The following is a 25,477-nucleotide window of genomic DNA, read 5'->3' as shown; positions in this document are numbered from 1 at the left end:
CGGTGCTAACCTTACGGCTTGAAAAGAAGATGATGCAATGATAGCAAGGAGGAATACCAATGTCTTACGCATTTGTAACATGGTCTATAAAATTTGTAACATGCGCGTTAACACCCTGACTTTTATGGAGTAGTGGTTACTACCCGCTCAATAAAGAAAGGCCCGGACATTGATCCGGGCCTTTCTTTATTGAGCGGTATAGACTACCAGCTTGCTAAACCTGCTTCAGCTTTTGTCGATTTTGCTCGACGTATTCGGAAGGGGTGAGGCCATGATGTTCTTTAAATACCTTCGAGAAGTAGGCAGGCGTGTCGAAACCAACCGCGTAGGCAACGTCTGAAATGGGCACATTCGTCAACAGCATTTCACTCGCCTTGTTTAATCGCACGGCCCGAATCAACTCGATGGGCGAAAGTCCTGTTAATGCTTTCACTTTTCGGTTGAGATGCATCCGGCTCATGTTTACGGCTACCGCCAGGGGTTCTACGCCAAATGTTGTGTCGCCCAACCGGTCATTGAGTACGGCGTAGACCTTATTCATGAAGTCATCTTCCGGGGTAGTACTGACGGATGGCACGTGGCCTTCGCTTAGTAACCGCGCCCGGAAGTGCTGGCTAAACCGTCGTTGCTGCTCGAGTCGGTTGCGAACCCGCCAGCGAAGTTCGTCCACCTGAAACGGTTTGGCTAAATAATCATCGGCTCCGGCTGCCAGCCCTTCCACCCGGCTCTCGATCGATGACTTAGCGGTCAGCAGCAAAATGGGAATATGATTGGTAATCGGGTTGCTCTTTAATTGACGGCATAGCTCGTAGCCATCGAGTTCGGGCATCAGGACATCGCTGATAACTAAATCAGGTCCATAAGTGAGGGCGGCTTCGACACCCTGTCGGCCATTGCTGGCCCGTTGAACATGCCAGTCGGCCCGTAGAATGTCCGTTACGAACTCGGCAATGTCGTCATTATCTTCCACGAGTAACAGGTGTGGCAGATCGGCTGGCGACGTGACATCGAACGGGCTCGCTACAAGAAGATCGGATGATTGGTCGGCGTTGGGTTCGTTTACGTTTGGTGTCGTCTCCGGTGCATGGACCGGCTGACAGGGCAGTTCGATCGTAAACCGTGATCCCTGGCCGGGTTTACTATCGACCTTGATGGTTCCCTGCATGATGTCAACCAGTTCCTTCACCAGGGCCAGGCCGATACCTGAACCGACTAATTCCGGTTTCTCCGCCTGATTGACCTGATAAAAACGGTTGAAGATAAAGGACAGCTTGTGTTCCGGAATGCCGATGCCCGTATCCCTGATAATGATCCGAAGCATGTCATTCTGGGCGGGTAAGTTGGACGATGGGTACGGGTTTGGCACTGAGAACGTGAAAAAGTCAACGTCGATGCTCCCCGCTCGGTCGGTAAATTTCAAGGCATTGGCCAGCAAATTGTTGATGATCTTCTCCACCTTATCGGTATCAAACCAGTACAACCGCTGGGCTAACTGATAATAGACCCGCAGCCGGATGTCCTTTCGCTGAGCGGCTTCCTCGAACGTGCTGACCGTACGTTCCAGAAATTCGGCCAGATCACCCTGCGATGGCGTTACGGTCAGGCTACCGGTTTCGAGTTTGGCCAGATCGAGCAGTTCGTTGATAAGTCTCAGTAATTGACTGGCGTTTCGATGAACCATGGCCAGTCGATTATGGTGCCGAGGATCACTGACCTCCTTCAGTAACTGGTCGAGTGGCGTCAGAATAAGCGTTAAGGGTGTCCGGAATTCGTGCGTGATGTTGGAAAAGAAACGCGATTTGATTTCGTCGATGTTCTTCAGTTGGATCGATTCCTGTTCCCGTAACTCCATGCGACTTTGCAGCCGAACCCGATTGATACGAATGCGGATAAATGCGACTATGGCTCCTAAGAGTAGCAGCGCATAAATTGTGTAAGCCCACCAGGTAGCCCAGGGAGCCGGTTTGATAACGATTCGAATCTGATGCGTATTTGGGCTCCAGACGCCGGAGGTGTTCGACGCATTGACCACGAAGGAATACGTTGCCGGTGGTAGATTCGTGTAGGTGGCGGAAGCCTGGTTGCCATTATAAACCCAGTCTTTATCTAGACCGGTCAGCTTGTATCGGTACTGGTTTTTGCCGCTGTGATTGAACTGCAACGCAGCGAAGTCAAACGATAGAAAATTCTGGCGATGGTTAAGAACGATCTCCCGCGTTGCGTTTATATCCTGCCTAAGTGGCGAGTCGGGATCGGTGACACTAACGGGCTGGTTGTTGATGCGAAGTGCCGTTAGCGCAACGATCGGCTTGAACTTGTCGTCGATAACACGGCGGGGATAGAAGGCCGTATAGCCACTGGTGCCGCCAAAAATAATGCGCCCGTCGGGGAGGGCAATGTCATGAAACCGGTTAAACTCATCACCGGGTAGTCCATCGTCGGTTGTGTAATCCCGCACCTCGAACGTGCGGGTATCAAAGCGACAGAGGCCCCGGTTGGTACTAAGCCAAAGGTGACCATCGGTGTCGGGCCGAATGCCATAAATAACATTGTTGGGCAGGCCGTCCCGAACCGTAAAGCTGCGGATTTTGCCCGTATGTTTATCCAGCCGACACAACCCATTGCCATACGTTCCGATCCACAGAAAGTTGTAATGAGCCGGGTCCTGCGCCAAACTCAGCAACGAATTGATCGGTAAAGCATTGGTGTCGTTAGGGTCTGCACGCCAGCTGATGAGCCGTTTGTTAGCCAGGTCCGCACGGAGCAACCCATGATTTTGCGTGGCCAGATAAATCCGGCCACCGTCCACCGTCATCGCCATGATCTCATACGGGTGTCTGGCGGGCAGGGGCAACGGAAAGGCCGTAAACGAACGATTGGCCTGGTCGTAGCGCACTACCGCTCGCGCATCGGTCCCCACAATGCCCCAGAGTTCACCCACCGGGCCAGTGGTCAACGTCGATAAGCGAAAAACGCCACCGGGTAACCAGCGGGCTTCAATACCGGTTGGTAAAACGGGCTCAAAGGTTTGCTGAACGGTATTATATCGGTACACGGGGTTTCTGGGTCCCCCGATCCACAGATTTTTCTGTCGGTCGAATTGATACCGTAATGCAATCGGGTCCTGTCGTCTGACATCGACTGGAATGTCGGTGATGGGCACGCCTAACTGCTGATTTATCCAGTCGATCTGAAAATTGATGGCGTACGGCACACCCTGAAACAGCTGTTTGTTGAGATTGTACTTAACGACACCATAGCCATTGGTGCCGATCCACAGCACGTTTGATTGATCGACCAGCATGGAAAGCGGTGGCCGGTTTGTGGCAGGCGAACCCGTGGGTATGGGCAGGGGAGTTAGTCCCGTTTTATCCGTATAGCGGTTCAGATTCACGTAGTCGTTTCCCAATCGATCACCCGTAAATAAAGGTGCCGCCAGGGGTTGTTCGGGCAGCGCAACAACCTGCCGGACGATACCGCCGTTCGGGTTGAAAAAAGCGAACAGGCCAGGAAAACCAAGCATCAGCTCCCCGTTTTTCCGTTCATGCAAGGCCCGAACATCATTCCGGGGTAAGCCGTTTACGGTTCGAAAAACCGTAAATTGCCTAGCTTTCGGGTCGTATCGGTGAAGCCCATCGGTCGTTGCCAGCCATAGGTAACCGTGCCGATCGACCAGCATCGCATCGATCCGGTGTTGAACGGTATCGTTTCGGATGGCCCAGTTTCGATGCGTGATTTTGCCATCCGCATTCAGCCGGAAAAATCCGTTCGTTAACGTGGCCACCCACACATTACCGCGCTGATCGGGGTAGATCGCCGTGAGCTGGTTCCGGTTAACAATCGTTCGGAAGTCGGGTGAATCAGAGACGCGTCGTGCCTGTTCGGTAATGGGGTTGAACTGATCGACATTGTTATTTTCAGTACGCGTCCAGAGTGATCCCTGCCTGTCCTCTCGAATTTCGTAAATACTGCTGAACGAAGGTGATCCGGCATTGTGCGGATCGTGATGGTAGACTTTGTACCGGATGCCGTCGTAGCGGCATAGTCCGTCTCGGGTGGCCAGCCACACAAACCCACGCCGATCCTGTAGCATTGATTTGATGAAGCCCTGTGGCAAGCCGTCCTGCATTGTCAGAAATTCGGGGCCGGGTATCGCAGCCCAACCCGTTTGGCTGAGAATCACGAAAAGCAGCACAGAAGACAGATAAGAGGAACGTCGACGCATAAACCCGAAGTTTGCCTGGTTGAACGCACTCAACAACGAAACGAGTGACCACACTAAAGTAGCGTCAGCTGCTCGGCTTCCCTGATTTATGCGTAGTATTCGTGTCGGGTAGTCTTTTGCTCCCATTCGTTTCCTTTTATGACCGGAATCTGCTTATGCATCTAGAACTTAAAACCGACGTTACCAAGTCTATGGCCGACGTTTGGCAGGGATTCAACCGAGACCTGTTCGACCGGCTTAGTCCGCCATTCCCGCCCGTTGATGTTGTTCGCTTCGATGGTTGCCTGAAAGGCGACGTTGTTCACTTACGACTCAATTTCCTGGTTTTTCGTCAGGACTGGGTTAGTCAGATCGTGGACCAGCAAACGACTGAGTTCGAGATATACTTTGTCGACCAGGGTACGCGCCTGCCGTTTTTTCTCACGTACTGGCATCATCGACATCGGCTGCTTCGAAATCCGTCCGGTGGCACCTGCATTATCGATGATATTACGTTTCGAACCCCGTTTCGATTAACAGATCTCTTACTTTATCCTGTCATGTGGCTTTTGTTCGCCTATCGAAAGCCGATCTACAAGCGACTGTTCAACTAAGGTGTTGTTGATAAATCGGGTTGATACTCAGTCTGCATATTACGCCAAGCTCCTGTCTTTTGCAAAAAAAATATATATTAATCGGTGGTTTTTCGATCGGAAGCGGTGAGGAGGGAACCATTGATTCCGATCCCGGGTGCCCGGCATTTTCACGAGTGCCCGGTTTCTGTTACATTTGTCGATACGGCAACTTGACCTCTCTGCATGAAACTACCCAATCTGACAACTCGTATTTTCCTGGGCATGGTACTGGGTATTTTGATCGGCTACTTTTTTCCCGCGACCGATTCAGGGTTTTCGGGAACCGACCTGAACATCCTTTCCAAGATTTTCCTTCGGCTCATCAAAATGATTATCGGGCCACTGGTGTTCGCCACACTCGTTGTCGGCATTGCCAAACTCGGTGATTTTGGTACGGTAGGACGCATTGGCCTCAAAACACTGGCGTATTTCTACTTCGCCACCATTCTATCGCTGGTCGTTGGGCTTCTGGTCGTTAACATCATGAAACCGGGCGAAGTGATGAGTTTGCCCCTGCCGGCCAAAGGCACTGACACGGGGGTGGAAGTTCAAAAACTGACGTTCGATAATTTCATCGAGCACATCGTCCCGACGAGCTTTATCGACGCGATGGCCACTAACGAAATTCTCCAGATCGTTGTTTTTAGTATTTTCTTTGGTATTGCCGTCGGATCGGTCGGCGCACAGGGCAAAATCATCATTAAAGCGCTGGATGCCTTGTCGCACATTATGTTCAAAGTGACCAGCTTCGTTATGGCCTTTGCGCCCTTTGGCGTATTGGGGGCCATTGCCGCTGTAGTGGCCAAGCAGGGACTGGGCATATTAACGGGCTACATCTACCTTATTCTGTGCTTTTTCGGCGGACTGGCTTTTTTCATGTTCGTCGTCTTGGCGGCTATCTGTGTGGTCGTGCGAATTCCGTACATTGCCCTACTGAAGGAAATTCGTTCGGCCGTCATTCTGTCGTTCAGTACGGCCAGTTCAGAAGCCTCCTTTCCGCAGACGATTGAAGCGTTGCGTCGGTTTGGCTGTTCGGAGCGGATCATTTCGTTCGTTTTGCCACTGGGGTATTCGTTCAATCTCGATGGATCGATGCTGTACATGACCTTCGCTACGGCCTTCATCGCGCAGGCTTACCACATCCCGCTGAGTCTGGAGCAACAGATCACAATGATGCTTACGCTTATGATCACCTCCAAAGGAATTGCGGGTGTGCCGAGAGCATCGCTGGTCGTCATTGCGGGCACCATGTCGCTCTTCAACCTACCCATCGAAGGGCTGGCCTTACTGCTGGGGATTGATCAGGTTCTTGACATGGGCCGAAGCGCAACCAGCGTAGCCGGTAATGCCGTTGCTACCTGCGTTATCTCGAAGTGGGAGGGTGAGTTTCGGACGCAGCCGGTTGAATCGGAGGAAATTACCGTTTGATAAACCCGCTGCCATTCACACAGTCGACGCAATACCGGCCGATTGAACGATGTACTTTTAATTGATTCAGTTAAATCAATAATTTTATCTTGTTCGTTATGGCCCAACCTGCCGTGCTGGAGACCGAACTAGCTCCTTATTTCACCACCAAAGCGCCGTTTCAATTCCCGATCAACTTTCGGGAATCGTTCGTTAAATACTGGCCGATTGTGTCGCTGGTAATGCTCGTTATAGCCCTGCCTGCTATTCTGGTATTTCTAGGCATAGGAACGGCTTTGATCCCTGTTTCCTACCTGGGAGGCATTGGTGCTGGCGTTGGCTATACCATTTCTATGGTTTTGTCCCTGATAGGTCTGATACTGGGTGGGCTGGCTCTGCCGGGCTTATTCAATCGTAAACGGGCCGGATGGGTATTCAGTTATTATGCCCAACTCCTCAGCGTGCTGACCAGTATCGTTTCATTCAGTCTGCTTGGCGTCCTGCTGGGGCTGTTGTTTCTGATGCTGTTATTCCAGGTCCGTGACTACTATACGCGCTAGGCCAGCTCATTTCTCGCTTTGATCAGGTCGCAATCAACAGGGGTTGCGACCTTTTTTATGACCGCCCGTATAGCAGGGAGACAGTTCATCCGTAAATTGGTTGCCTCTTGGTAGGCTATACCCGTAGTTTGGTTCAGTGTACGCTGCTAACGAATAACCTAAGCTGAATGAATATTCTTGAAACCCATCACATTGTTAAACAGTATGCGGCTCATCGGGCGCTGGACGATGTTAGTTTAACTGTTCCACAGGGGTGTATTTTCGGATTGCTTGGCCCAAATGGTGCCGGAAAAACCTCCCTGATCCGGATCATCAACCAAATTACCGCGCCCGACTCCGGCGATGTTTTTCTGGGTGGCGAACGGCTTAAACCCGATCATATCCGGCGAATTGGCTACCTGCCCGAAGAGCGGGGGCTTTACAAAAAAATGAAGGTCGGCGAACAGCTGCTTTACCTGGCCCAGCTCAAGGGCCTTTCCGAGAAGCAGGCGATGGACAAACTCAAAGTCTGGTTCGTCAAATTTGATATCAAAACCTGGTGGACCAAACACATCGAGGATCTTTCCAAGGGGATGCAGCAAAAGGTTCAGTTTGTGGCAACCGTTATGCATGAGCCTGACCTGATCATTCTCGATGAGCCGTTTTCGGGTTTTGACCCTATCAACGCCAACCTCATCAAAGACGAGATTCTGGAACTACGGGATAGCGGCAAAACGATCATCTTCTCGACCCACCGCATGGAGTCGGTCGAGGAACTCTGCGACAATATCGCGCTGATCAACCGCTCGCACAAGGTGTTGGATGGTACGAAAAAGGCGATCAAAGAGCAATTTAAAACGCATACCTACCACGTTGATTATCAGGGAACGCTGGGCGACCTGCCCGACGCGTTCGACCTGCTGAGTACCCGGCCCGTCGATGATGATTTCACCCGCGCCGACATCCGCATTCCGCCCGATGCGGCCGTCAATGAGCTGATCCGAATCCTACTCGACCGCGTGGCTGTTCGGTCTTTTGGGGAGAACATACCGAGTATGAACGATATTTTCATTCAGGCGGTGGGCGAGGCCAACGATGATTAAGACAATGTGTATCGAACTGGTGAACTACCGATCCGTCGGCTTAATCGTACGCTAAAATCAAGCATTAAAATCATGCATATAATTTTCCTTATCATAAAACGCGAATACCTGACACGGGTTCGCAAGCGGTCATTTCTGGTCATGACGATTCTTGGCCCGTTGCTGATCTTTGGTTTCTACGCCATCATTGGCTGGGCGGCTGTCAGCTCGATCAATCAGAAGAAAATTGCCGTCGTCGATGAGAGCGGCCGCTTTGCCAGTAAGTTCAAAAACGACGATGAAACCGTTTACGCTTATCCGAAACAGCCGCTGGCAACGGTGAAAAAGACGTTCGTCAAGCAGGGGTACGACGCGCTGGTTTTCATTCCGTCGACCGTGATCGATAACCCGAAAACGGTTCAGATTTTCGCCGAGAAAAGCGTTAGCATGTCGTTGCAGAATACCATCGAACGGGCTATTTCCAAGGAGATCGAAACGATCAAACTAGGTCAGGCCGGTATCACGCAGAAAGTGATCGAGGATGCGAAAGTGAACGTCGATGCGCAGACCATCAGTATGAGCGACGAAGGTGAACGAAGCAGCAATGCTATCGCCATGACAATCATTGGTTATTTCTGCGCCTTCATGATTTACATATCGGTGTTCATCTACGGAACGCAGGTCATGCGTGGGGTGATGGAAGAAAAAACCAGCCGGATTGTTGAAGTGATCATCTCGTCGGTGAAACCATTTCAGCTAATGCTGGGTAAAATTCTGGGTGTGGCGCTGGTTGGGCTCACGCAGTTTATGCTCTGGATTCTGCTGACGGTGGGTCTGTTTGCAGTAGGTGGTGCACTCGTGGGCGATAAGGCCGATCGGGGGCGACAGGCGATGCAGGCGTCCGGCGCGATGGCTCAGCCAGGTGCCGTTGGGGCCAGCCAGGTTCAGGATGGGGCCGTAGCCAGCGTACTCCAGGCGGTCGAAACGCTGAATATTCCGTTGATCGTCGGTTGTTTTCTGTTCTATTTTCTGGGGGGCTATTTGCTGTACAGTGCCTTGTTCGGAGCCGTCGGTGCCGCTGTTGACAACGAGACGGAAACGCAGCAATTTATGTTTCCGATTACCCTGCCCATTATCGGGGCGATAGCCGTCGCGCAGTTTGTCATTCGTGATCCCGATGGAGCGCTGGCGTTCTGGACATCGATCATACCGTTCACATCACCCGTTGTAATGATGGTTCGTATTCCGTTTGGTGTACCCGCATGGGAGCTAGCTCTATCCATGTTTCTGCTGGTTCTAGGCTTTATGGGTACAACCTGGCTGGCCGCCCGCATCTACCGCGTCGGTATTCTGATGTACGGCAAGAAAGTGACCTACAAGGAGTTATCGAAGTGGCTATTTTACAAGGCGTAATCCTGTGCTCACCGTTTCCAATCTGACCAAAGCCTATGGCGGGCGAACCGTCTTGACGATTCCTGACTTACACTTGTCGCCGGGTATTCATTATTTCCGGGGTGGAAACGGCTCGGGCAAAACTACCTTTTTTCGGACTGTTGCCGGGCTTCTGCCGTTTACGGGAACCATCACGCTTGATAACCAGTACGACATCAAGCGTGATGCTGTGGCTTACCGGATGCGGGTGAATTACGCGGAGGCCGAACCACTCTACCCCGATTTTCTGACCGCCCGCGATCTGGCCGGGTTTGTCGGTAAAGCAAAACGGGCACCGGCTGGTCAGGTCAATACGCTGGCCGAACTCCTGGGCGTCGATACGTTCTGGACCAAGGCAACGGGTACGTTTTCGAGCGGTATGCTCAAAAAACTATCGCTACTATTAGCCCTGTTGGGTACGCCTAAACTCATCCTACTAGACGAGCCCCTGACAACGCTCGACGTGACTACGGCGGCTAATTTGTTCGATTTTATCCGGCAGCTTACGGACCGGCAGGAGGTATCGTTTCTGCTCACCTCGCATCAGGATGTTAGTCTGACGGGGTTATCCATCGCGAATGTCTGGCAGGTGGGTGACGGCGTTATCCTCCCCGCGACCTGATCATGCTGACTACCCTTAACCGAATTTTTGTCGTACAATTCTACGCCCGGAACGCCGGTACGTTTCTGGTGATTGTGCTGCTGGCTTTTGGCTTTTTGAGTAGCGTCGAGCACAAAGCGCTGATTACGGCTGCGCTGGGTTCCCCGTTTTTTCTGGCGCTGATCTTTGGTCTGTGGAGTCTATATCTGGTTAAAACAATAGCCTTCATCCATGATCAGCTAACGGCGCCCCAACACCTGTTTGTGCAAACACTTTGGCTCGTTCCCACACCCACGCGTCTAGCCCTGTGGCTGTGTCTACAGACGGCGGTGATGATGCCGATCATCGCCTACGCGATCTGGATGCTGCAACTCGCTGGTCATTACCGAGTATGGGGTCCATTCAGTGCCATAGTGCTGTTTGTGTTGGGGTTGGTTATCGTCGGCGCGTGGGCGGCTGATTATCGGTTGCGGCATCCGGCACCCAATGCGATTCGGCTACCTCGCCTGAACATAAAACTGCCGTATGAACTCTTCTTTCCAGCCTATTGGCTCCGGCACGAACCGTTATCCCTACTGTTGACAAAGGCAGTTTCGGGCCTTTTGCTCGCGGGCGTCTGCCGAATGTATCCCACGGATGACTACGATCAGCGGTTGCTACTGATCGGCTTATTGCTGGCTGTGCTGGCGCATTCGCAGGTGGGTGGGCAAGTGAGTGAATTCGAGCGTCGCTACCTACTAGTATTGCCTAACCTGCCGCTGTCCTGGCAGCAGCGTTTCGGACGGTATGCGTTTACCTATGGGCTGATCTGGTTACCTGAACTGCTGATTTTGTTGCGGAATTGCCCGACCGACGTACGACTCGATTATGTATTATGGCTCTGGCTGGCCGGGTGGGGTTGGTTACTGCTCATGCACAGCCTGGCGTATGATCGGGACGTGCTGCCGGAACGCTGGCTGACGGGCATCTTCACCGGATTTATTGGCGGCTTACTGCTCATTATGTTTGGATTCCCAGTGGGTGGGTGGCTACTGGTCGGTTGGGTTGGCGCAGTTGTGATCTGGTATCGGTCGTTCACCACGTAACGTGGACATCTTGTCCGCAGTAGCAATGAGTTATAACGCACTGCGGACAGGATGTCCGCGTTACTTCGATTCTTTGCGGATGGTGAATTCGTCCCGGATTGTTCCGTCGCCGGTAATCATTTTTGCGACCAGTTTACTGCCGTCTATTTCGATGTACATTGACCCACCGGTTCCGTCGAATGAGACGTCCATGGCATTGTGCGGCCATTGTGCTGTGCCGGTTGTTACGTGACCACCACCCGCACCGCCGTCGCCGTTGACCACGTAAATCGTTCCCTCATTGACGGACGCTTTACGATTTTTAACGAAGTTGCTCACGTTTTTTGACGAATTCCCGGCAGGGGCAGGGCTGTTGGTATGAACCCGAGCATCGAAGCTGGCTGCATCGCCGTAGTGGCCTTTCAGCAAGCCCGACCGTTCGTAAACGTGACTGTGTCCGCACATCACTAAATCAACGTTGTACTGCTCCAACACGGGCAATAGATTCATGCGGACATCCCGAAGCTGCTTCTCCGTATCCGAATCGTGCGTGCCTTTCGTGTAGGGCGGATGGTGCCAGTACGCGACGATCCAGGTGATGTTGGGGTTCGTTTGCGCGGCTGCCAGATCCCGTTTGAGCCAGGCGATTTGCGGACTGGCTTCGCCAAAGCGCAGGTTCGCTGCTTTGAACGTACTGTCATCGTAGCGGTCAGAATCCAGGCTGACGAAGTGAATGTTACCATACGTGAACGAGTAAAAGGACTCTGATCCAGATGGAACGCCACCCGCTTCGGCATTGGTCGGGTGGGAGATGACTTGGTAGTACGGAATAGCTAAACTGACCCGCAGGTTGTTGTTGCCCGCGTAGTCGTGATTACCGGGCGTCGCAAAGATTGGCGTCTGCTTCATGAACCGATCTCCACTATAGCCCGTATCGGCGCTAAACACGTTGGCTTGGTATTCCTTGTCAAGCCCCCGGTTGTAGGCATTGTCGCCCAGCCAGAGCCAAAGGTCGATGTACGGATCGCCAATGCTTTGTACGTAATTTTTGAACGCATTTTTTACGTTGAACTGCCGCGCCGAATGATTGCCGAAATCGCCCAATGACCAGATTCGCGTCTTTTTGGCCGTACCTTCTTTGGGGAATGTATAAAAATAGTGCTGATCACTGCCCTGCAAGGTTGCGCTGGCCGTACCGATCGAATAATAGTATTTTGTGTTTGGGGTCAAGCCCGTCAGCGTTACCTCATGGTCTGTCCGGCTTTCGGACTCGGTACTTGTTCTAGTCAGTTTGCCGGTCGATGAACCATAACGAACAACACCGGCGGAGGCCGTTCCCGTACGCCACCGGAAGGTCATGCTGGTTGGTGTTGCCTTTTGCAGGTAGGGGCCCCTCACCAGCGTATCCTGCGCATGAGCGGTTGGCAGGAGCAAACAAATGAAGGTGCAAAGCCGGATCAGAGCTGTAGCGCGTAGTAAGTGAGTCATAATGGGCAACGGGAGAGGCTATTCCCCAACAAAACTAGTAGGATGACCGGGAAGATGTGTTATCACTGTGTGAAGAAATGGATTAAGAATGGTAGGGCAGTGCCCCAGCGCCTTGTACGCCGAAAACGCTACTTGTTCCAATAATTCCAGATCGTTCGGGAGAGATTAGCGATGACGGCTTCACGCGTTTTCTGGTCGGCCCTGGCGTCTGAAACGAAGACGGCCAGCGCAATGTGCCGACCCGAAGGCAGCGTGATGAGACCAATGTCGTTGGTGGCAGCGGTCAGGCCATCGATGGTCCAGGAGGTTCCTGTTTTGTGCGCTACAACCGTACCCGCTGGTAACTGTCCTTTCAGTCGATGAAGGCCGGTTTCCGTTTCGGTCATAATCCGCAGCAACAAAGCCCGGCTACTTTCGGACAGCCCACGGCCCTGTTGAATCAACCGTAACAAGGCCACCGCTTCCGTTGGTTTTGCCCAGTTGCGGTATTGAACGGCATTATCGGCTCCGAGTTCTTTTTCGGTATTAGCGACGATCATGTCTTTGATCCCCAGACTATTCAGGTAAGTCATAATCACGTTGGGCCCACCGACGAGCCGCATGAGTACATCACTGGCTGACCCGTCGCTCTCCGAAACGGCGTAGCGCAGAAGTTCTGAGACGCTTACTTCGGTTCCATCGGGCGACTTATCGCGTAGCGGACTGTGCTGACGTTCCGAAACATACTCGACTTTGTCGACGCGTACCGGTTGGTCGAGCGTTAACTTACCCTGATCGACCAGATGTAGCGCCACCATAGCTATCGGCAACTTATACACACTCTGCATCGGAAACCGCTGGTCGCCCTGTAGGGCTATGGATTCGCCGGTTTCAAGCAGTGTAGCCGCAACGCCCACTTTTCCCTGTGCGGCACTGGCCGTGCGTTCAAGCTGACTACGAAGACTGTCGAGCGAGTGGCGCCCGGCTAGTCGAGTCGTTTTGGGTTGGGCAGATAGAGAGGCTGAGACAAAGAGAATGAGCAAAAACAAAAAATACTTAAGCATGGGAAATCGCTGATTTCTGCGAAAATAATGGATCGAATCGGTTGGCAATGGTAATAGCCGGTTTTTGAGGAGAGTTATCCTAGCGTAATGCAGATACAGTACCCGATTCAAAACCGGCAACACGGCGCGGATGCAAAGCGTGTTGATTGACCAGGTAGCCAATAAAGGGTAGCCATTTTTACTGAATGGTCGTAAAGACGATTTCGTAAATTCTCTATATTTACGAGCCCTGATCTAAGCTGGTTTTAATGCGCGAATGGGTTGATTATCGGCCAGTAGCCTTGCTGCTACCCGGGAATGTTACCGCTTTCGCACTGTAGTGAGAGACTCTTAAGATTCTGTAAAATGGTCTAGTAAATCAATACACAGTATGAAAAAAAACGATACCTATTCAGTACTCGTTATGGCTGGCCTTGCGTTCCTGTCGGCCTGCTCGACTCCGCAAAACGATATTGCGCCCGCTACCGCCACCTCGCAAACGACGGTTACTCCGCAATCACCCGTCACGGCGAAACAGGGGTTGGTTGTGCAGATTACTGAGTTTTCTATTCTCGCGAATGGGGAGAAAACGGTGAAACTGAACGGCAAAGACCTGTCGGTTAGTTGGCGACTCCGGAATGAGTATGCGTATGATGCGCAGAGCCGCCTGATCAGCCAAAAAACCAAGGGCCAGAATAATGCCAACTGGTGGGAAGAGCTTTCCTATACATACACGCCGGACCTCGTTCAGCGTTACCAGAACTCCGAAAATAAAGACCTGCTGAATACGCTGCTTCTGAATATGAAAGGCTATCTGAAAGGAAATTCGGCACCGGACGAATATGGCTATGATGCCGATGGGTATCTGGTCAGCTATAAAGGCAACGGCCAACAGGACACGTACACGATAAAAAATGGCAATGTCATCGCGAAAGAAACGGTCTATAGTTCGGGGGCGGTGCAAAAGAGCGTTTACGAATACGATCTGACCAAACTCAGTATTCCATCGCCATTGACGTTTCGCGGTAAACAAAGTCAGAATCTGGTCACCAAACAGACGATGGTAACGACGTCTGCTACAACAGGGGTTTCGCAGACAAGTGTGTTCACCTATCAATACGATTTCGATACGCAGGGCCGCGCGGTGCGGGAGTTCGTCGTTTCCGCTACCGACCCCAACTGGCCGTCCAGCATCCGGGAATTCGTCTACCAGTAGGTTGGTCGCTAGACACATATCGACAAAAAACCAATCTTCGAGTAATGAAATACGAGCCCGGACTTTGCTAAACATACGCCGTATCTTCAAGATACGGCGTATGTTTAGCAAAGTCCGGGCTCGTATTTCGGCTTATGGAAACTTCGGAAACTTGCTAAAATCGGGTTTACGCTTCTCGAGGAAGGCGTCTTTCCCTTCTTTGGCTTCTTCAGACAGGTAGTAAAGCAGGGTTGCGTCCCCAGCCAACTGCTGAATACCAGCCTGCCCGTCGAGTTCGGCGTTGAACGAGGCTTTGAGCATTCGGAGGGCAATCGGGCTTTTATCCAGAATTTTCTGGCACCAGACAATGGTCGTTTCTTCCAGTTGATCCAGCGGCACCACCTTGTTCACCAGCCCCATATCGAGGGCTTCCTGCGCGTCGTACTGGTCGCAGAGAAACCAGATTTCGCGCGCTTTTTTCTGACCGACGACGCGTGCCAGATACGACGCACCAAATCCACCGTCGAAACTGCCGACCTTGGGACCCGTTTGTCCGAAGCGGGCGTTATCGGCGGCAATGCTCAAATCACAGACGACGTGGAGCACGTGACCGCCACCGATGGCATAACCCGCCACCATGGCAATAACGGGTTTCGGAATCCGCCGGATTTGCATTTGCAGGTCGAGCACATTCAGCCGGGGAACCTGATCTTCACCCACGTAGCCGCCGTGACCCCGGATGGACTGGTCGCCACCACTACAGAAGGCTTCGCCACCTTCGCCGGTCAGGATAACGACACCGACCCGTTCGTCTTGACGAGCCAGCTCCATCGCTTCCGACATTTCTTTGACGGTCAACGGCGTAAACGCATTGCGTTTATGGGGGCGATTGATGCTGATTTTAGCGATACCGTTGTAGTAGCTAAACAGAATTTCCTGGTATTCTTTAATCGGTTCCCAGGGATAGTTGCTTGTCATGATAAAAAGTGAATGGGTGAATGCGTGCACGCGTGACCTGAAAGCGTTGCTTTCTCACGGATGAACTCATTCACTAAATGAAACATCGTGATACTGCACGTCCCATGTGTGATCGGCCATCATGCGAACCGTGGCCAGGCAGCGTTCAAACGGGAACTTGCGTCCCCATTCGGTTGGACCGACCATCGACAATAGATCGGTGCCGTTCTTGCGCTGATAAAAATGATACGTATGCCCTATAACGGGCTCGAAACTCATCTGCGCGGCATAAATTCGTTCGGATATTTCGACGCGATGCCGGATAGCGGTTGCCTGCTCGGCCAGTAGCTGCATCTGTTTGTAAAGCTGGCTAAGCTGCATATCCGTCTGTTCGCGCATAGCTGACACGGCCCGGCCCGTAATCTTGCCTTTGTCTTCGGGGCGAATGACGGCTCCGCCCGCCGTGTGAGCATATTCCAGAAGTCCCGGTGCGCTGGCGACCTTGTCTGGAGAAATCGGATTGACAATTACTTTTGCTTCTTCCATACTGTTTGGGAAACTGCCCGGCGAACCTGTTTGTTCGCTGTCGTTGAATGACAAAAAAAACTCATATTTACATCACGAAATCGATGTCATCGGCAAAATTACAACGAACCAACATGCAAAACACAGTACCTACAATGGACCGGCATGAGTTTTTTCGATTAGCGGCTACCAGCGTCGGCGTCATGCTGCTGGCACCTGCTCATGCGGGATGCGCAAAAAGCGACGCGGGCGACCCGGCAACGGATGCGGGGCAAACGCTTGATTTTCTGGTTAATCTCAATGCAAATGACAACGAAAACCTGAGTACGAAAGGGGGCTACGTTATTGTCAATAACGTGCTGGTTGCCCAAACGAACGATGGGCTATTCGTCGCGGTGTCGTCAAAATGCACGTATCAGGGAGGAACCGCGCTGGTGTTCAAGCCTAAAGAAAATCAGTTCTATTGCCCGCTCGATCTGTCCCGGTTCGACATTAAAGGCAGGGTAGTGTCCGGACCAGCCACGGTAGGCCTAAAACAGTACGTCGTTACCGATATGGCCAATGGTACACTTCGGGTGCAAGCGTAGAGGTCGGTCGGAATGCCGCATCACCGCCGGTGCGGTCTCCTATGCGCCAGCAATTAGTGGCATCAGCAAAAACCATCCGGTCCTGAGGCCGCACCGGCGAACCAGCCAAGTACTGCCGGTCCGCCGGTGCGGTCTCCACAAGAAATGACGATAGATACGTTACGGTCAGAAACCTGGCCTGATCCCCAAACCGATTACGAGGCTGAAACACTGGCCTTCTGCCGGTCGTGGCAGCGTGGACAAACGGAGTTCATCCTTCACACGTCCGGTTCTACGGGTACGCCCAAGCCAATTACGCTCACGCGGGCACAGATGCGGGCCAGTGCGCAGTTGACAGGGCAGGCGCTTGGTTTACAGGCTGGTAATAAAGCGCTGGTGTGCCTGAACAGTCGCTATGTGGCTGGTGTGATGATGCTTGTGCGCGGGCTGGAGCTGGGTATGACACTGACTGTTCAGGAGCCGTCGGGCAATCCGTTGAGCGACTTTGACCCCGATCAGGCTCAGTTTGATTTTACCGCGTTTGTGCCATTACAACTACAGACAATACTAGACACCACACCGCAAAAACTGCCGATCCTGAACCGGATGAAGGCCATTCTGGTGGGTGGTGCAGCTACCAGTCCGGCGCTTGAGGAGGCTCTGCAACGGATTACGGCACCGGTCTTTGCCACCTACGGCATGACCGAAACCGTGTCGCACATTGCGTTACGGCGGCTGAACGGACCGGCGAAAAGTGATTTCTTTACTGCCCTCGCCGGTGTTCAACTGGGAGTCGATGATCGGGGCTGTCTGCACATCACCGCAGCGGCCAGCAATTTCGAGCGGGTTCAAACGAACGACGTTGTCGAATTTGCCGATAGCACGCACTTCCGGATCGTGGGTCGGGCCGATACGATCATTAATTCCGGTGGTGTGAAGGTTCAGCCGGAACAGATCGAGCACATTATTGCCGGTATTCTGGGTGAGTATGCGCTAAACCAGCGAATTATGGTTGCTGGTTTGGCCGATCAACGGCTTGGACAGCGACTTGTTCTATTGGTCGAAACGCCAGCCCATGAGGTATCTACGCAGCTTCAGACTGCCGTGTCGGTGGCTCAGGATGCGATTCGTCAGCGGATTGGCCGGTACGCTGTTCCGAAAGATATAGGCATTGTTCCTACCTTTGTCGAAACAGCCACCGGCAAACTTGATCGGCGGGCTACGGTAGCCGCGTATTTATCCAAATCGGCTCCCTGATCGCTGACCACTTTCCATCCCGTATGCTCAAGCAACTTCAAATTCGTTATCAAACGGCCCGGTCGTTACCCGCGCCTTACGCTTACTTCTATACACTGGCTGTCCGTCCGTTGCCTGATAAAACGGTACAGGTCGATCTGGCTATTACCTACCCCGACCGTGACGATATTGACGACGATGAACTGATTGCCGAAGGCTATACCCGTGACGATGACTTTTCGTGGTCCGGTCAATTACCCAGGGCCTGGCTGCAAGTGATTACTGAACTGGTCAACAAAACCCAATTAGAACCAGTCAGCGAAGACCTTCTGGAAGAGGATGATGATTTCTGGGCTATTTCGCTGGAAACAGACAATGATTCCCCCAAACAGGGTCAACCCAAGAAGCCCGATAGCTGGCAGTACCTAGTGCAGGAACTGATCCAGGCGACTTACGAAGCGATCGGTCGCGAACGACCCTTTGAACTGATCTTTCTGGACTTTATCAATCCACAGGGCGATCTGGAAATACGGTTGACGGCTTCGTTTGTTGAGCGCACCGTCGACGTGGTGACGGGTATGAACCGCAAGGAGTTAACCAAAACCATACCCTGGTCGGCCTTGCAGCGCGTCATGACGGAGGTCTACACCCACGATTATGACGCAGATGACGCACAAACCAAACGGCCCAAACGCGACGGTCAATGGCTGAATCTAGGCGGGGAGGAATGGTTTGACGTGAGTGAATTTCCTACACTGGCAACGATGTTCGGAAAGCTGTAGGAGAGTAGGCCGTAGATAAGATCGGTACAGCCTGCGTTCTGCTGCACAGCAAATGGCAGGGAGTGGATCAAAAATACAACCGATTCGAAAGAAGGAGCTACGGCTGAATGGTCCAAACTTCCGTCGACACCATGCCGGCCACCCGTGCCTGACGGTTTTGGCAGGACAAACCAGCTTCAATTAAACGTGCCTGCCAGTTAGCCAGACGCTTTGTTTCTATGCCCGCTGTTAGCCGAAAAAATTGGATCATGGACCATAACAACGCTTTTTGCCACCAAACGTCGGTGCGAATAAAATCAGTTACCAGCCAGATTCCGGTGGGGTCAAGTGCATTTCGAAGTTGAGGAATCAGAGAATCACGCAACTTTACCTCAGGAAACAGGTCGAGCAAAAAAGGGGTAATGACAACATCGAACTGTTCATTGATGGGACGGGTAATGTCACTGCTGACCCGAAATTCGACTGATCCCAGCGTTTCCGTTTCGATCATTCGCTGACTGGACAGCGCTACCATTCGGGCCGATGCTTCGAGATATAGGACGCGTCTGGGTTTGCGTTGAATCAGCAGCTGTTCAAGGAGCCACCCCGTTCCGCCACCTACCAACAGTACCGACGCATTGGCTGGAATGGCGTCCAGAAAAACGACCTGCGCCTGCTGGAGCTTACGACCAAACACTAGGGAAGCGATCCGATCATAAACGGGAGCTACCCAGTCGAAACCGGCAGAAGAATCGGTTATTTCGCTCATGTATGGCCCAATCGGGAAGTTAGACACGCTACGGTATGGCTATCTGGTCGATCATGACCGTAAACTAAAGTTAGTTTGACCGCCTGCCTAAAGAAGCCTACTATTAACGTGTAATCAAAATGCGTCAATGCCATGCCAACCTTCATCGCTGAAATTGCGAGCTACTCTGTTCTGTTCGAACATGGTAACAGCCCAAATCGGTCGCCTTTCAGAAATCGGTTTATTCAGCTGCGCTTTACCGCCAACGCCGGAATGCTAGCGTTTTATAGCCTGAACTTCGTACCCGAATCCAAGCACGCGTCGACCGGAACAATTGAGAAGCAGGCAAACGGCTCGTTCCGTGGTAACACAACTATTCCCATTGGCGAGTTTCCTCAGTATTACGACGTGCTTCGCACCGAAAAGCCGGTGTCGGTGCGCATCGAATTCGACGATGATCCGCAGACCGCCCTGGTCGGAGAGCTACTCCCCCTAACATTTTTTACCCTGTTTACCGGTGCCGAACCGCCCGGCGAAGGGCTGCCTGATGTGAGTAAGTAGTGTATTCTTTTCCCTCGCCCATACCGGGCGAGGGAAAAGAATACATTATTCAACAGTTATCTTGACCGTTTGCGCTGCATTACCGTCAACTGTTATCGCTTTGCCGTGGATGATAACCGTGACGGGCTTCGTCGAGAAATTGGTCACCGTTACGTCCGACTGCGTGGTCGTGATTTGCAGCAACGCACCCCGGAACCGGATCTTGAACGCCAGCGACTGCCAGTGATTCGGACAGTAGGGATTGAACAGGAGTTGAGCATCTGCACCTTCCGCCTTTTCCACACGCATACCCCCAAATCCTTTTACGACAGCCAGCCAGGTGCCGGCCATACTGGTGATGTGGCAACCGTCTTCCGTATCGTTGTTGTAATCGTCGAGGTCGAGCCGGGCCGTACGGAGGTACATTTCATATGCTTTTTCCCGCATTCCTAACTTCGACGCCTGAATGCTGTGCACGCAGGGCGACAGCGACGATTCATGGACCGTCATCGGTTCGTAGAAGTCGAAATTGCGCCGGAGCGTTTCCGTATCGAATTCATCCTCAAAGAAGTATAGCCCCTGAAGTACATCGGCCTGTTTGATGAAGCACGACCGCAGAATTCGGTCCCACGACCAATGCTGATTGATGGGGCGCTGTCCCTTGGCAATATCGCTGACTGGCATTAGGTCTTTGTCCAGAAAACCTTCCTGTTGCAGAAAAATGCCCCGTTCGTCGTCTTTGGGCAGGTAGATTTTCTCAATGATCTGACGGGCCGTCGCCATTTCCTTTTCTTCGCGGAAGTGAATCCGGTCGATCAGTTCCGCGTATTTTTCGGCATCCAGCGCCTTGGCTTTTTCAATGGCTTCGATGGTATACCGAAGTGTCCAGGCTGCAATGTAGTTGGTGTACCAGTTGTTATTGACGTTGTTTTCGTACTCGTTCGGCCCCGTCACGCCTAGCATAACGTACTGCTGTTTAGCCTTCGACCAGTTCACGCGCTGGCTCCAGAACCGACTGATGGCGATCAGGACTTCCAGCCCATACTCGACAAGGTACTGCTCATCGCCGGTATGCCGAACATAATCGTAGATGGCATAAGCGATGGCCCCGTTACGGTGGATCTCTTCGAAGGTGATTTCCCATTCGTTGTGGCATTCTTCGCCGTTCATGGTCACCATCGGGTAGAGGGCGGCTCCGGCCCGGAACCCCAGCTTCTGCGCATTTTCGATGGCTTTCCCCAGCTGCTTATAGCGGTAGACCAGCAGGTTTTTCGCTACTTTCTGATCGGCGGTCGATAGATAGAAGGGCAGGCAGTACGCTTCGGTGTCCCAGTAGGTTGACCCACCGTATTTTTCGCCGGTAAAGCCTTTGGGGCCAATGTTCAGCCGCTCGTCTTCGCCGGTATAGGTCTGATTAAGCTGAAAAATATTGAAGCGGATTCCCTGCTGAGCAGCAACGTCACCGTCGATTACGATGTCATTCGTTTTCCACTTATCGGCCCAGGCCTGCATCTGCTCGAACAGCATCTTGTCGAAGCCTTTGCGGGTAATTCGCTGTAAACTCTGGCGCGCTTCCTTCATGATCATGTCCGGATCATAGTTCAGCGACGACAGATTGACGGCGTATTTATAAATGACCGTTTCCTGACCCTGGCGACAGTCGAGGGTCATCCGGTTGGCGACGTATTTTTCGTATTTGATCGGCTGCGACTGATAATCGACCTTGATCCCGTCCTGTTCAATTTCGACGCCCATGCCCGTGGCTACGTGGAAGCCGGTTTTACGGGTACGCAGTTCAATAAAAGCCTCCCCGTAGCCCGTTTCCTTACGAACTTCATCCCAGAACGTTTCGTCGTAGTTAGCATCCCGGTTGCGGATGGCCCCGTCGATGTAGGGTGTAATGGTAATTTTGGCGTCGAAGTTGAGCGGCTTTATGGCGTAGCGAATCACCCCGGCCTCATCGTCGACGATGGAGCAAAAGCGTTTGCTGTTGACCTGAAGTTCTTTGCCACTTTTCAGAATGGCCACGAACGACCGTTCCAGGTAGCCTTCCTGCATGTTCAGCACCCGCCGGAAATCACGAACGTCGCAGAGGTTAAGGTCAAGGGTTTCGTATTCGATATCGATGTCGATCCCAATCCAGTTGGCCGCGTTCAGCACTTTCGCGAAGTAGTCCGGATACCCGTTTTTCCACCAGCCGACGCGGGTTTTATCGGGGTAGTACACACCGGCCACGTAATTGCCCTGTAGGGTTTTTCCGGTAAATTTTTCCTCGAAATTGCCCCGCTGGCCAAGTCGGCCATTGCCAAGGGACATCACACTTTCTGAAATCTCGTTGTAGTCACGGTGAAACCCATCTTCAACAATGCACCAGGGGTCTTGGGAAATGTAATTTTTCATTCAGTCACAGGTTATAACTGCGCACACGGCATTTGGGCATCAGCCCGTAAGCCTGCTCAGTTCGATCAGTTAGTTTAGGGCAAAAGTAGGCATTTACGCCATCTTCGCTACAGAGTAGTTCCCGTCTGTACCAGCGAGAAAAGTTCAACGTCGCGTTTGGAGTCGAGATCAATGGCCCCCGCTTCGAACGGTACTTCAGCGCAGTCCTGCCGGTGTTTGATAATGACCCACTTCGCGCCTTTATCCCCTTCCAGTTGCAGCATAGGCTCAACGTACTTTCGACCAAAGATGGCCGGAACGCCCAACTGATCATCGTACCGACAGGCGACAATCTCCTTGTTTTCGCTGGTATATGTCTCAAGCATATGGAGGAGCAAACCTACTGATACGAGTGGCTGATCGGTAAGTAAAACCAACACGGCGTCAATATCCTTATTGGTCAGGTAAAGGCCCGCAAGACCCATCTTGAGCGACGACGCCATGCCCGTTTGCCAGGCTTCATTATCCACCAGCGTGACCGGTAGATTGGCCAGTTCCGGCACAATGCGTTCGCGATTCGCCCCCAGTACTACGATAACCGGGCCCGCCTGCAATGCCAGCGCGGTATCCGTAATGCGTCGAATAAGCGACTGGCCTTTGTAGGTCAGCAATTGCTTCGGCTCACCACCCATGCGGGTCGAGGCACCAGCGGCTAATATGATCGTTCCAATTTTCAAGAGTGAACTCGGTTTAATGTAGCGTACGTGTAAATGAGTGTCTTCATGATCAACAGGAAAAATACTATTGATCCTGTTGAAAACCTGATTGCCGCGATGAAAAGACTTCATCCGGATACCCGACTTTAACCAGCGATAAGCCATCGGCGGGAGCGGCACGTCCGGCCTTTTTGCGATCCCTGGCCTGAATGATCCGATCGAATTCATCTATGCTAAGCCGATCCTGACCAACATCGAGCAGTGTGCCAACGATGGCCCGCACCATGCCCCGCAAAAAGCGGTCGGCCCGGATGTGAAATACCAGTGTACCGTTGGGGGCAAGGATCCAATGAGCAAAATCGATTCGGCACGTAAATGTTTTGACGTCGGTTTTTACTTTGCTGAAACTTTCGAAATCGGTATGCTGCAAAAGCCGGTTGGCGGCTTCATTCATCCGGTCGATGTTCAGCGGCAGCGTGAACACATAGGCGAGGCCGTCGAGGAAAGGGTCTTTCCGACGAATGATCTGGTATTGATAAGAGCGGAAGGTTGCCGTAAAGCGGGCATGATCATCGGGGCGGACGGGAAAGCAGTCGTACACGGCAATATCGCCGGGAATCAGGCTATTGAGTGACCGAAGCAGATTTTTAGGCAGAGGCTGCTCTGTTTCGAAATGAGCGAACTGCTGCCCGGCATGAACGCCCGTGTCTGTGCGGCCACTCCCGACGATGGCTATAGGCTGTCGGAACACGGTTGCCAAGGCGGTTTCGAGCACCTCCTGTACACTCAGGCCATTGGGTTGCCGTTGCCAGCCATGATAGTTCGTGCCCCGGTAAGCTAATTCGAGAAAATAGCGCATATCGGTGGTAAAAATACGAACCTGATTGGGCATTTCCCCAACAGTAAAGGGCTTTGGCGTAAAACCTGGATGGGTTCTAAACCAAAGCCCTATCAAAAGAGGAAAGTACGAAAGGTTAGCAGCTTTCGACAGCGTAGGGGTATCGACGTGAATCGGCCACACCCGTTCAGGTATGGCGCACCCCTACTTCGTCTAACACCTTACCCATCGGCAACGTTGACTGATCACGCTAATTTGTCCGGGAAATGAGGGTACGGTCCTGCTGACGAATGGATTACAACCGATCAACTTCAAATCGTATCTCATCGACCAGTTGCTTCAATCGGTCGGTGCTGGGCGCTGGCGGTGGTATCTGCTGACTGACAAACGCCCGAATTTCCCAAACCTCCAGCACATCTTTCAGCGCTATTTCGTGGTTGGGTATCCCTGCTTTGTCGGCGGTGAGGAGGAGACTGCCCTTAATTTTTACCTGATTGTAAATCCGGCGACACAGAATGCCTGAGCCTTCGGGACGATGGTGTACGAGAAGAACGTACATTTTTCCGTCAGCAATGTCGAACCAGTTGCGAACGAACTGCCCCACCAGCAAAGCACCCGGAAACACAAAATCATCGCCCGCTTCAAAAGCCCGGTACTGGCCATCGGGGAGGGTGGGTAAGTGCATGGACGGCAATCGATTTACAAAGTCGATCTGTTGATACCGCTGGTTATACTCCATGAACTGCGCCTGCATCACCACCGGAATCGCCGGGGCCGTTACCTGCGCTGGCGCAGCTGACCGGGCTGCCCCCAAATCACCAAACCGGCCTGATCCTTCATAGACATTGTTGAACGACAGTGGTTCTGACGGACGGGTCGAAGCCGGGGCTGGCTGACTATCGGACTGACCAAACAGCCGGTCAACGGGTGAGCGACCCGGCTCATCTGCCGATACGGGCTGAAACGATACCGGTTGCGACCGCTCGTGAATGGGCCGCTCCTGCGTTGGGCGAACGGGGGACGTAATGACTGGTGGAGCCGGTGCCGAACGGGTTTCCTCCTGTTGTCGATAATACTTATTCAGTACCGACGAAAGTGGCTGTGGTTCAGGAGTTTTAGTGGCTGGCTGGCCGGGATGGGCAAAAATATCGGGGAAATCGGGATGCTGAAATGGGTCGTCGTCGCCCGCGTCGATGTGGCCGTCGGAGCGAATGTGTGGAACATCGCTTCGAGTAAGCCGAGTATCGGCGGGTTTCCCCGGCTGTCCCAATGGAATACTAAGGCTGGGCGTTTCGCGCAGTTTTCGCAGATCCTGACGGGTAAGCAGTTCAATCGTTGTATTAAAAGCCTTGGCTATAGCCTGGATATTCTGTTGGTTTGGATTGGCACGACCTTCTTCGTACGCACCTAGCAATGAACGCTTTATGTTTATTTTTCGGGAAAATTGCTCCTGCGTCAGTCCGTTAAGTTTGCGCAGGTAGCGGATGTTGTCACTGACGAGCGTCATCCGGTTGGGTTTGCTAAAGTTTTAGCTAAGATAGCC

General features: G+C 52.4%; 22 protein-coding genes. 12 read left to right on the top strand and 10 right to left on the bottom strand.

Going from position 1 to position 25,477, the window contains the following annotated elements; translation table 11 throughout:
- Positions 1-214: 214 nt before the first annotated feature.
- Positions 215-4,225 carry a hybrid sensor histidine kinase/response regulator transcription factor gene (locus GK091_RS14635; protein ID WP_164039547.1) on the bottom strand — a complete coding sequence of 1,337 codons (4,011 nt, stop codon included), beginning with the start codon at positions 4,223-4,225 and terminating at the stop codon, positions 215-217.
- Between the two features lie 155 nt (positions 4,226-4,380).
- Between GK091_RS14635 and GK091_RS14630 the strand changes: the two genes are divergently transcribed.
- From GK091_RS14630 to GK091_RS14600, 7 genes are all read left to right on the top strand, one after another.
- Complete coding sequence (locus GK091_RS14630; RefSeq protein WP_164039544.1) at positions 4,381-4,818, top strand: SRPBCC family protein; 438 nt, start codon at positions 4,381-4,383, stop codon at positions 4,816-4,818.
- Between the two features lie 204 nt (positions 4,819-5,022).
- On the top strand, positions 5,023-6,267 hold the full coding sequence (locus GK091_RS14625; protein WP_164039540.1) for a dicarboxylate/amino acid:cation symporter: 1,245 nt from the start codon (positions 5,023-5,025) through the stop codon (positions 6,265-6,267).
- A 98-nt stretch (positions 6,268-6,365) separates the two neighbouring features.
- The gene (locus GK091_RS14620) at positions 6,366-6,806 is read left to right on the top strand and encodes a chromate transporter (RefSeq protein WP_164039537.1); all 441 of its coding nucleotides are present in this window, start codon (positions 6,366-6,368) and stop codon (positions 6,804-6,806) included.
- Between the two features lie 167 nt (positions 6,807-6,973).
- Positions 6,974-7,888 carry an ABC transporter ATP-binding protein gene (locus GK091_RS14615; RefSeq protein WP_164039534.1) on the top strand — a complete coding sequence of 305 codons (915 nt, stop codon included), beginning with the start codon at positions 6,974-6,976 and terminating at the stop codon, positions 7,886-7,888.
- 72 nt (positions 7,889-7,960) lie between these two features.
- Positions 7,961-9,280 carry an ABC transporter permease gene (locus GK091_RS14610; protein ID WP_164039531.1) on the top strand — a complete coding sequence of 440 codons (1,320 nt, stop codon included), beginning with the start codon at positions 7,961-7,963 and terminating at the stop codon, positions 9,278-9,280.
- 4 nt (positions 9,281-9,284) lie between these two features.
- Positions 9,285-9,920 (top strand): ABC transporter ATP-binding protein, encoded by a 636-nt coding sequence (locus GK091_RS14605; protein WP_164039528.1) that lies wholly within the window; start codon positions 9,285-9,287, stop codon positions 9,918-9,920.
- Positions 9,921-9,922: 2 nt separating this feature from the next.
- Positions 9,923-10,984 (top strand): hypothetical protein, encoded by a 1,062-nt coding sequence (locus GK091_RS14600; protein WP_164039525.1) that lies wholly within the window; start codon positions 9,923-9,925, stop codon positions 10,982-10,984.
- Positions 10,985-11,044: 60 nt separating this feature from the next.
- Here the strand turns inward: GK091_RS14600 and GK091_RS14595 are convergent, their stop codons facing one another.
- Entirely contained in the window at positions 11,045-12,451 is a 1,407-nt protein-coding gene (locus GK091_RS14595) for a purple acid phosphatase family protein (RefSeq protein WP_164039522.1), read from the bottom strand.
- A 128-nt stretch (positions 12,452-12,579) separates the two neighbouring features.
- The gene (bla, locus tag GK091_RS14590) at positions 12,580-13,494 is read right to left on the bottom strand and encodes a class A beta-lactamase (protein WP_164039519.1); all 915 of its coding nucleotides are present in this window, start codon (positions 13,492-13,494) and stop codon (positions 12,580-12,582) included.
- 370 nt (positions 13,495-13,864) lie between these two features.
- Here bla and GK091_RS14585 point away from each other — a divergent pair, with 370 nt between their 5' ends.
- Entirely contained in the window at positions 13,865-14,689 is an 825-nt protein-coding gene (locus GK091_RS14585) for a hypothetical protein (protein WP_164039516.1), read from the top strand.
- 132 nt (positions 14,690-14,821) lie between these two features.
- Here the strand turns inward: GK091_RS14585 and menB are convergent, their stop codons facing one another.
- Positions 14,822-15,646, bottom strand: a complete 825-nt coding sequence (menB, locus tag GK091_RS14580) for a 1,4-dihydroxy-2-naphthoyl-CoA synthase (protein WP_164039511.1) — start codon at positions 15,644-15,646, stop codon at positions 14,822-14,824.
- A gap of 66 nt (positions 15,647-15,712) precedes the next feature.
- Positions 15,713-16,171 (bottom strand): DUF2452 domain-containing protein, encoded by a 459-nt coding sequence (locus tag GK091_RS14575; protein ID WP_164039508.1) that lies wholly within the window; start codon positions 16,169-16,171, stop codon positions 15,713-15,715.
- Positions 16,172-16,284: 113 nt separating this feature from the next.
- Between GK091_RS14575 and GK091_RS14570 the strand changes: the two genes are divergently transcribed.
- The 3 genes from GK091_RS14570 (at position 16,285) to GK091_RS14560 (ending at position 18,734) form a co-directional block, all read left to right on the top strand.
- Positions 16,285-16,737, top strand: a complete 453-nt coding sequence (locus GK091_RS14570; RefSeq protein ID WP_164039506.1) for a ubiquinol-cytochrome c reductase iron-sulfur subunit — start codon at positions 16,285-16,287, stop codon at positions 16,735-16,737.
- 144 nt (positions 16,738-16,881) lie between these two features.
- The gene (locus tag GK091_RS14565) at positions 16,882-17,973 is read left to right on the top strand and encodes an AMP-binding protein (RefSeq protein ID WP_164039503.1); all 1,092 of its coding nucleotides are present in this window, start codon (positions 16,882-16,884) and stop codon (positions 17,971-17,973) included.
- 23 nt (positions 17,974-17,996) lie between these two features.
- The gene (locus GK091_RS14560) at positions 17,997-18,734 is read left to right on the top strand and encodes a hypothetical protein (protein WP_164039498.1); all 738 of its coding nucleotides are present in this window, start codon (positions 17,997-17,999) and stop codon (positions 18,732-18,734) included.
- Between the two features lie 97 nt (positions 18,735-18,831).
- On the opposite strand, the gene GK091_RS14555 is transcribed toward GK091_RS14560, so the two are convergent.
- Positions 18,832-19,482 (bottom strand): class I SAM-dependent methyltransferase, encoded by a 651-nt coding sequence (locus GK091_RS14555; RefSeq protein ID WP_164039495.1) that lies wholly within the window; start codon positions 19,480-19,482, stop codon positions 18,832-18,834.
- Positions 19,483-19,614: 132 nt separating this feature from the next.
- On the opposite strand from GK091_RS14555, the gene GK091_RS14550 reads away from it, so the two are divergent.
- Positions 19,615-20,022, top strand: a complete 408-nt coding sequence (locus GK091_RS14550; protein ID WP_164039492.1) for a hypothetical protein — start codon at positions 19,615-19,617, stop codon at positions 20,020-20,022.
- Between the two features lie 45 nt (positions 20,023-20,067).
- Here GK091_RS14550 and GK091_RS14545 read toward each other — a convergent pair whose 3' ends face one another.
- From GK091_RS14545 to GK091_RS14530, 4 genes are all read right to left on the bottom strand, one after another.
- Positions 20,068-22,401 (bottom strand): glycoside hydrolase family 65 protein, encoded by a 2,334-nt coding sequence (locus tag GK091_RS14545; RefSeq protein WP_164039489.1) that lies wholly within the window; start codon positions 22,399-22,401, stop codon positions 20,068-20,070.
- A gap of 107 nt (positions 22,402-22,508) precedes the next feature.
- Positions 22,509-23,117, bottom strand: coding sequence for a nucleotidyltransferase family protein (locus GK091_RS14540; protein WP_262889187.1), 609 nt, complete (start codon positions 23,115-23,117; stop codon positions 22,509-22,511).
- 64 nt (positions 23,118-23,181) lie between these two features.
- Positions 23,182-23,955, bottom strand: a complete 774-nt coding sequence (gene truA, locus GK091_RS14535) for a tRNA pseudouridine(38-40) synthase TruA (protein WP_164040813.1) — start codon at positions 23,953-23,955, stop codon at positions 23,182-23,184.
- A 274-nt stretch (positions 23,956-24,229) separates the two neighbouring features.
- A complete protein-coding gene (locus GK091_RS14530; protein ID WP_164039484.1) occupies positions 24,230-25,441 on the bottom strand; it encodes a helix-turn-helix domain-containing protein in 1,212 nt (403 codons plus the stop codon).
- Between the last annotated feature and the right edge of the window lie 36 nt (positions 25,442-25,477).

This window comes from Spirosoma agri, from assembly GCF_010747415.1.
In the GTDB taxonomy this organism is placed as follows: Bacteria; Bacteroidota; Bacteroidia; order Cytophagales; family Spirosomataceae; genus Spirosoma; species Spirosoma agri.
This window is presented reverse-complemented; position numbering and strand designations above follow the sequence as displayed.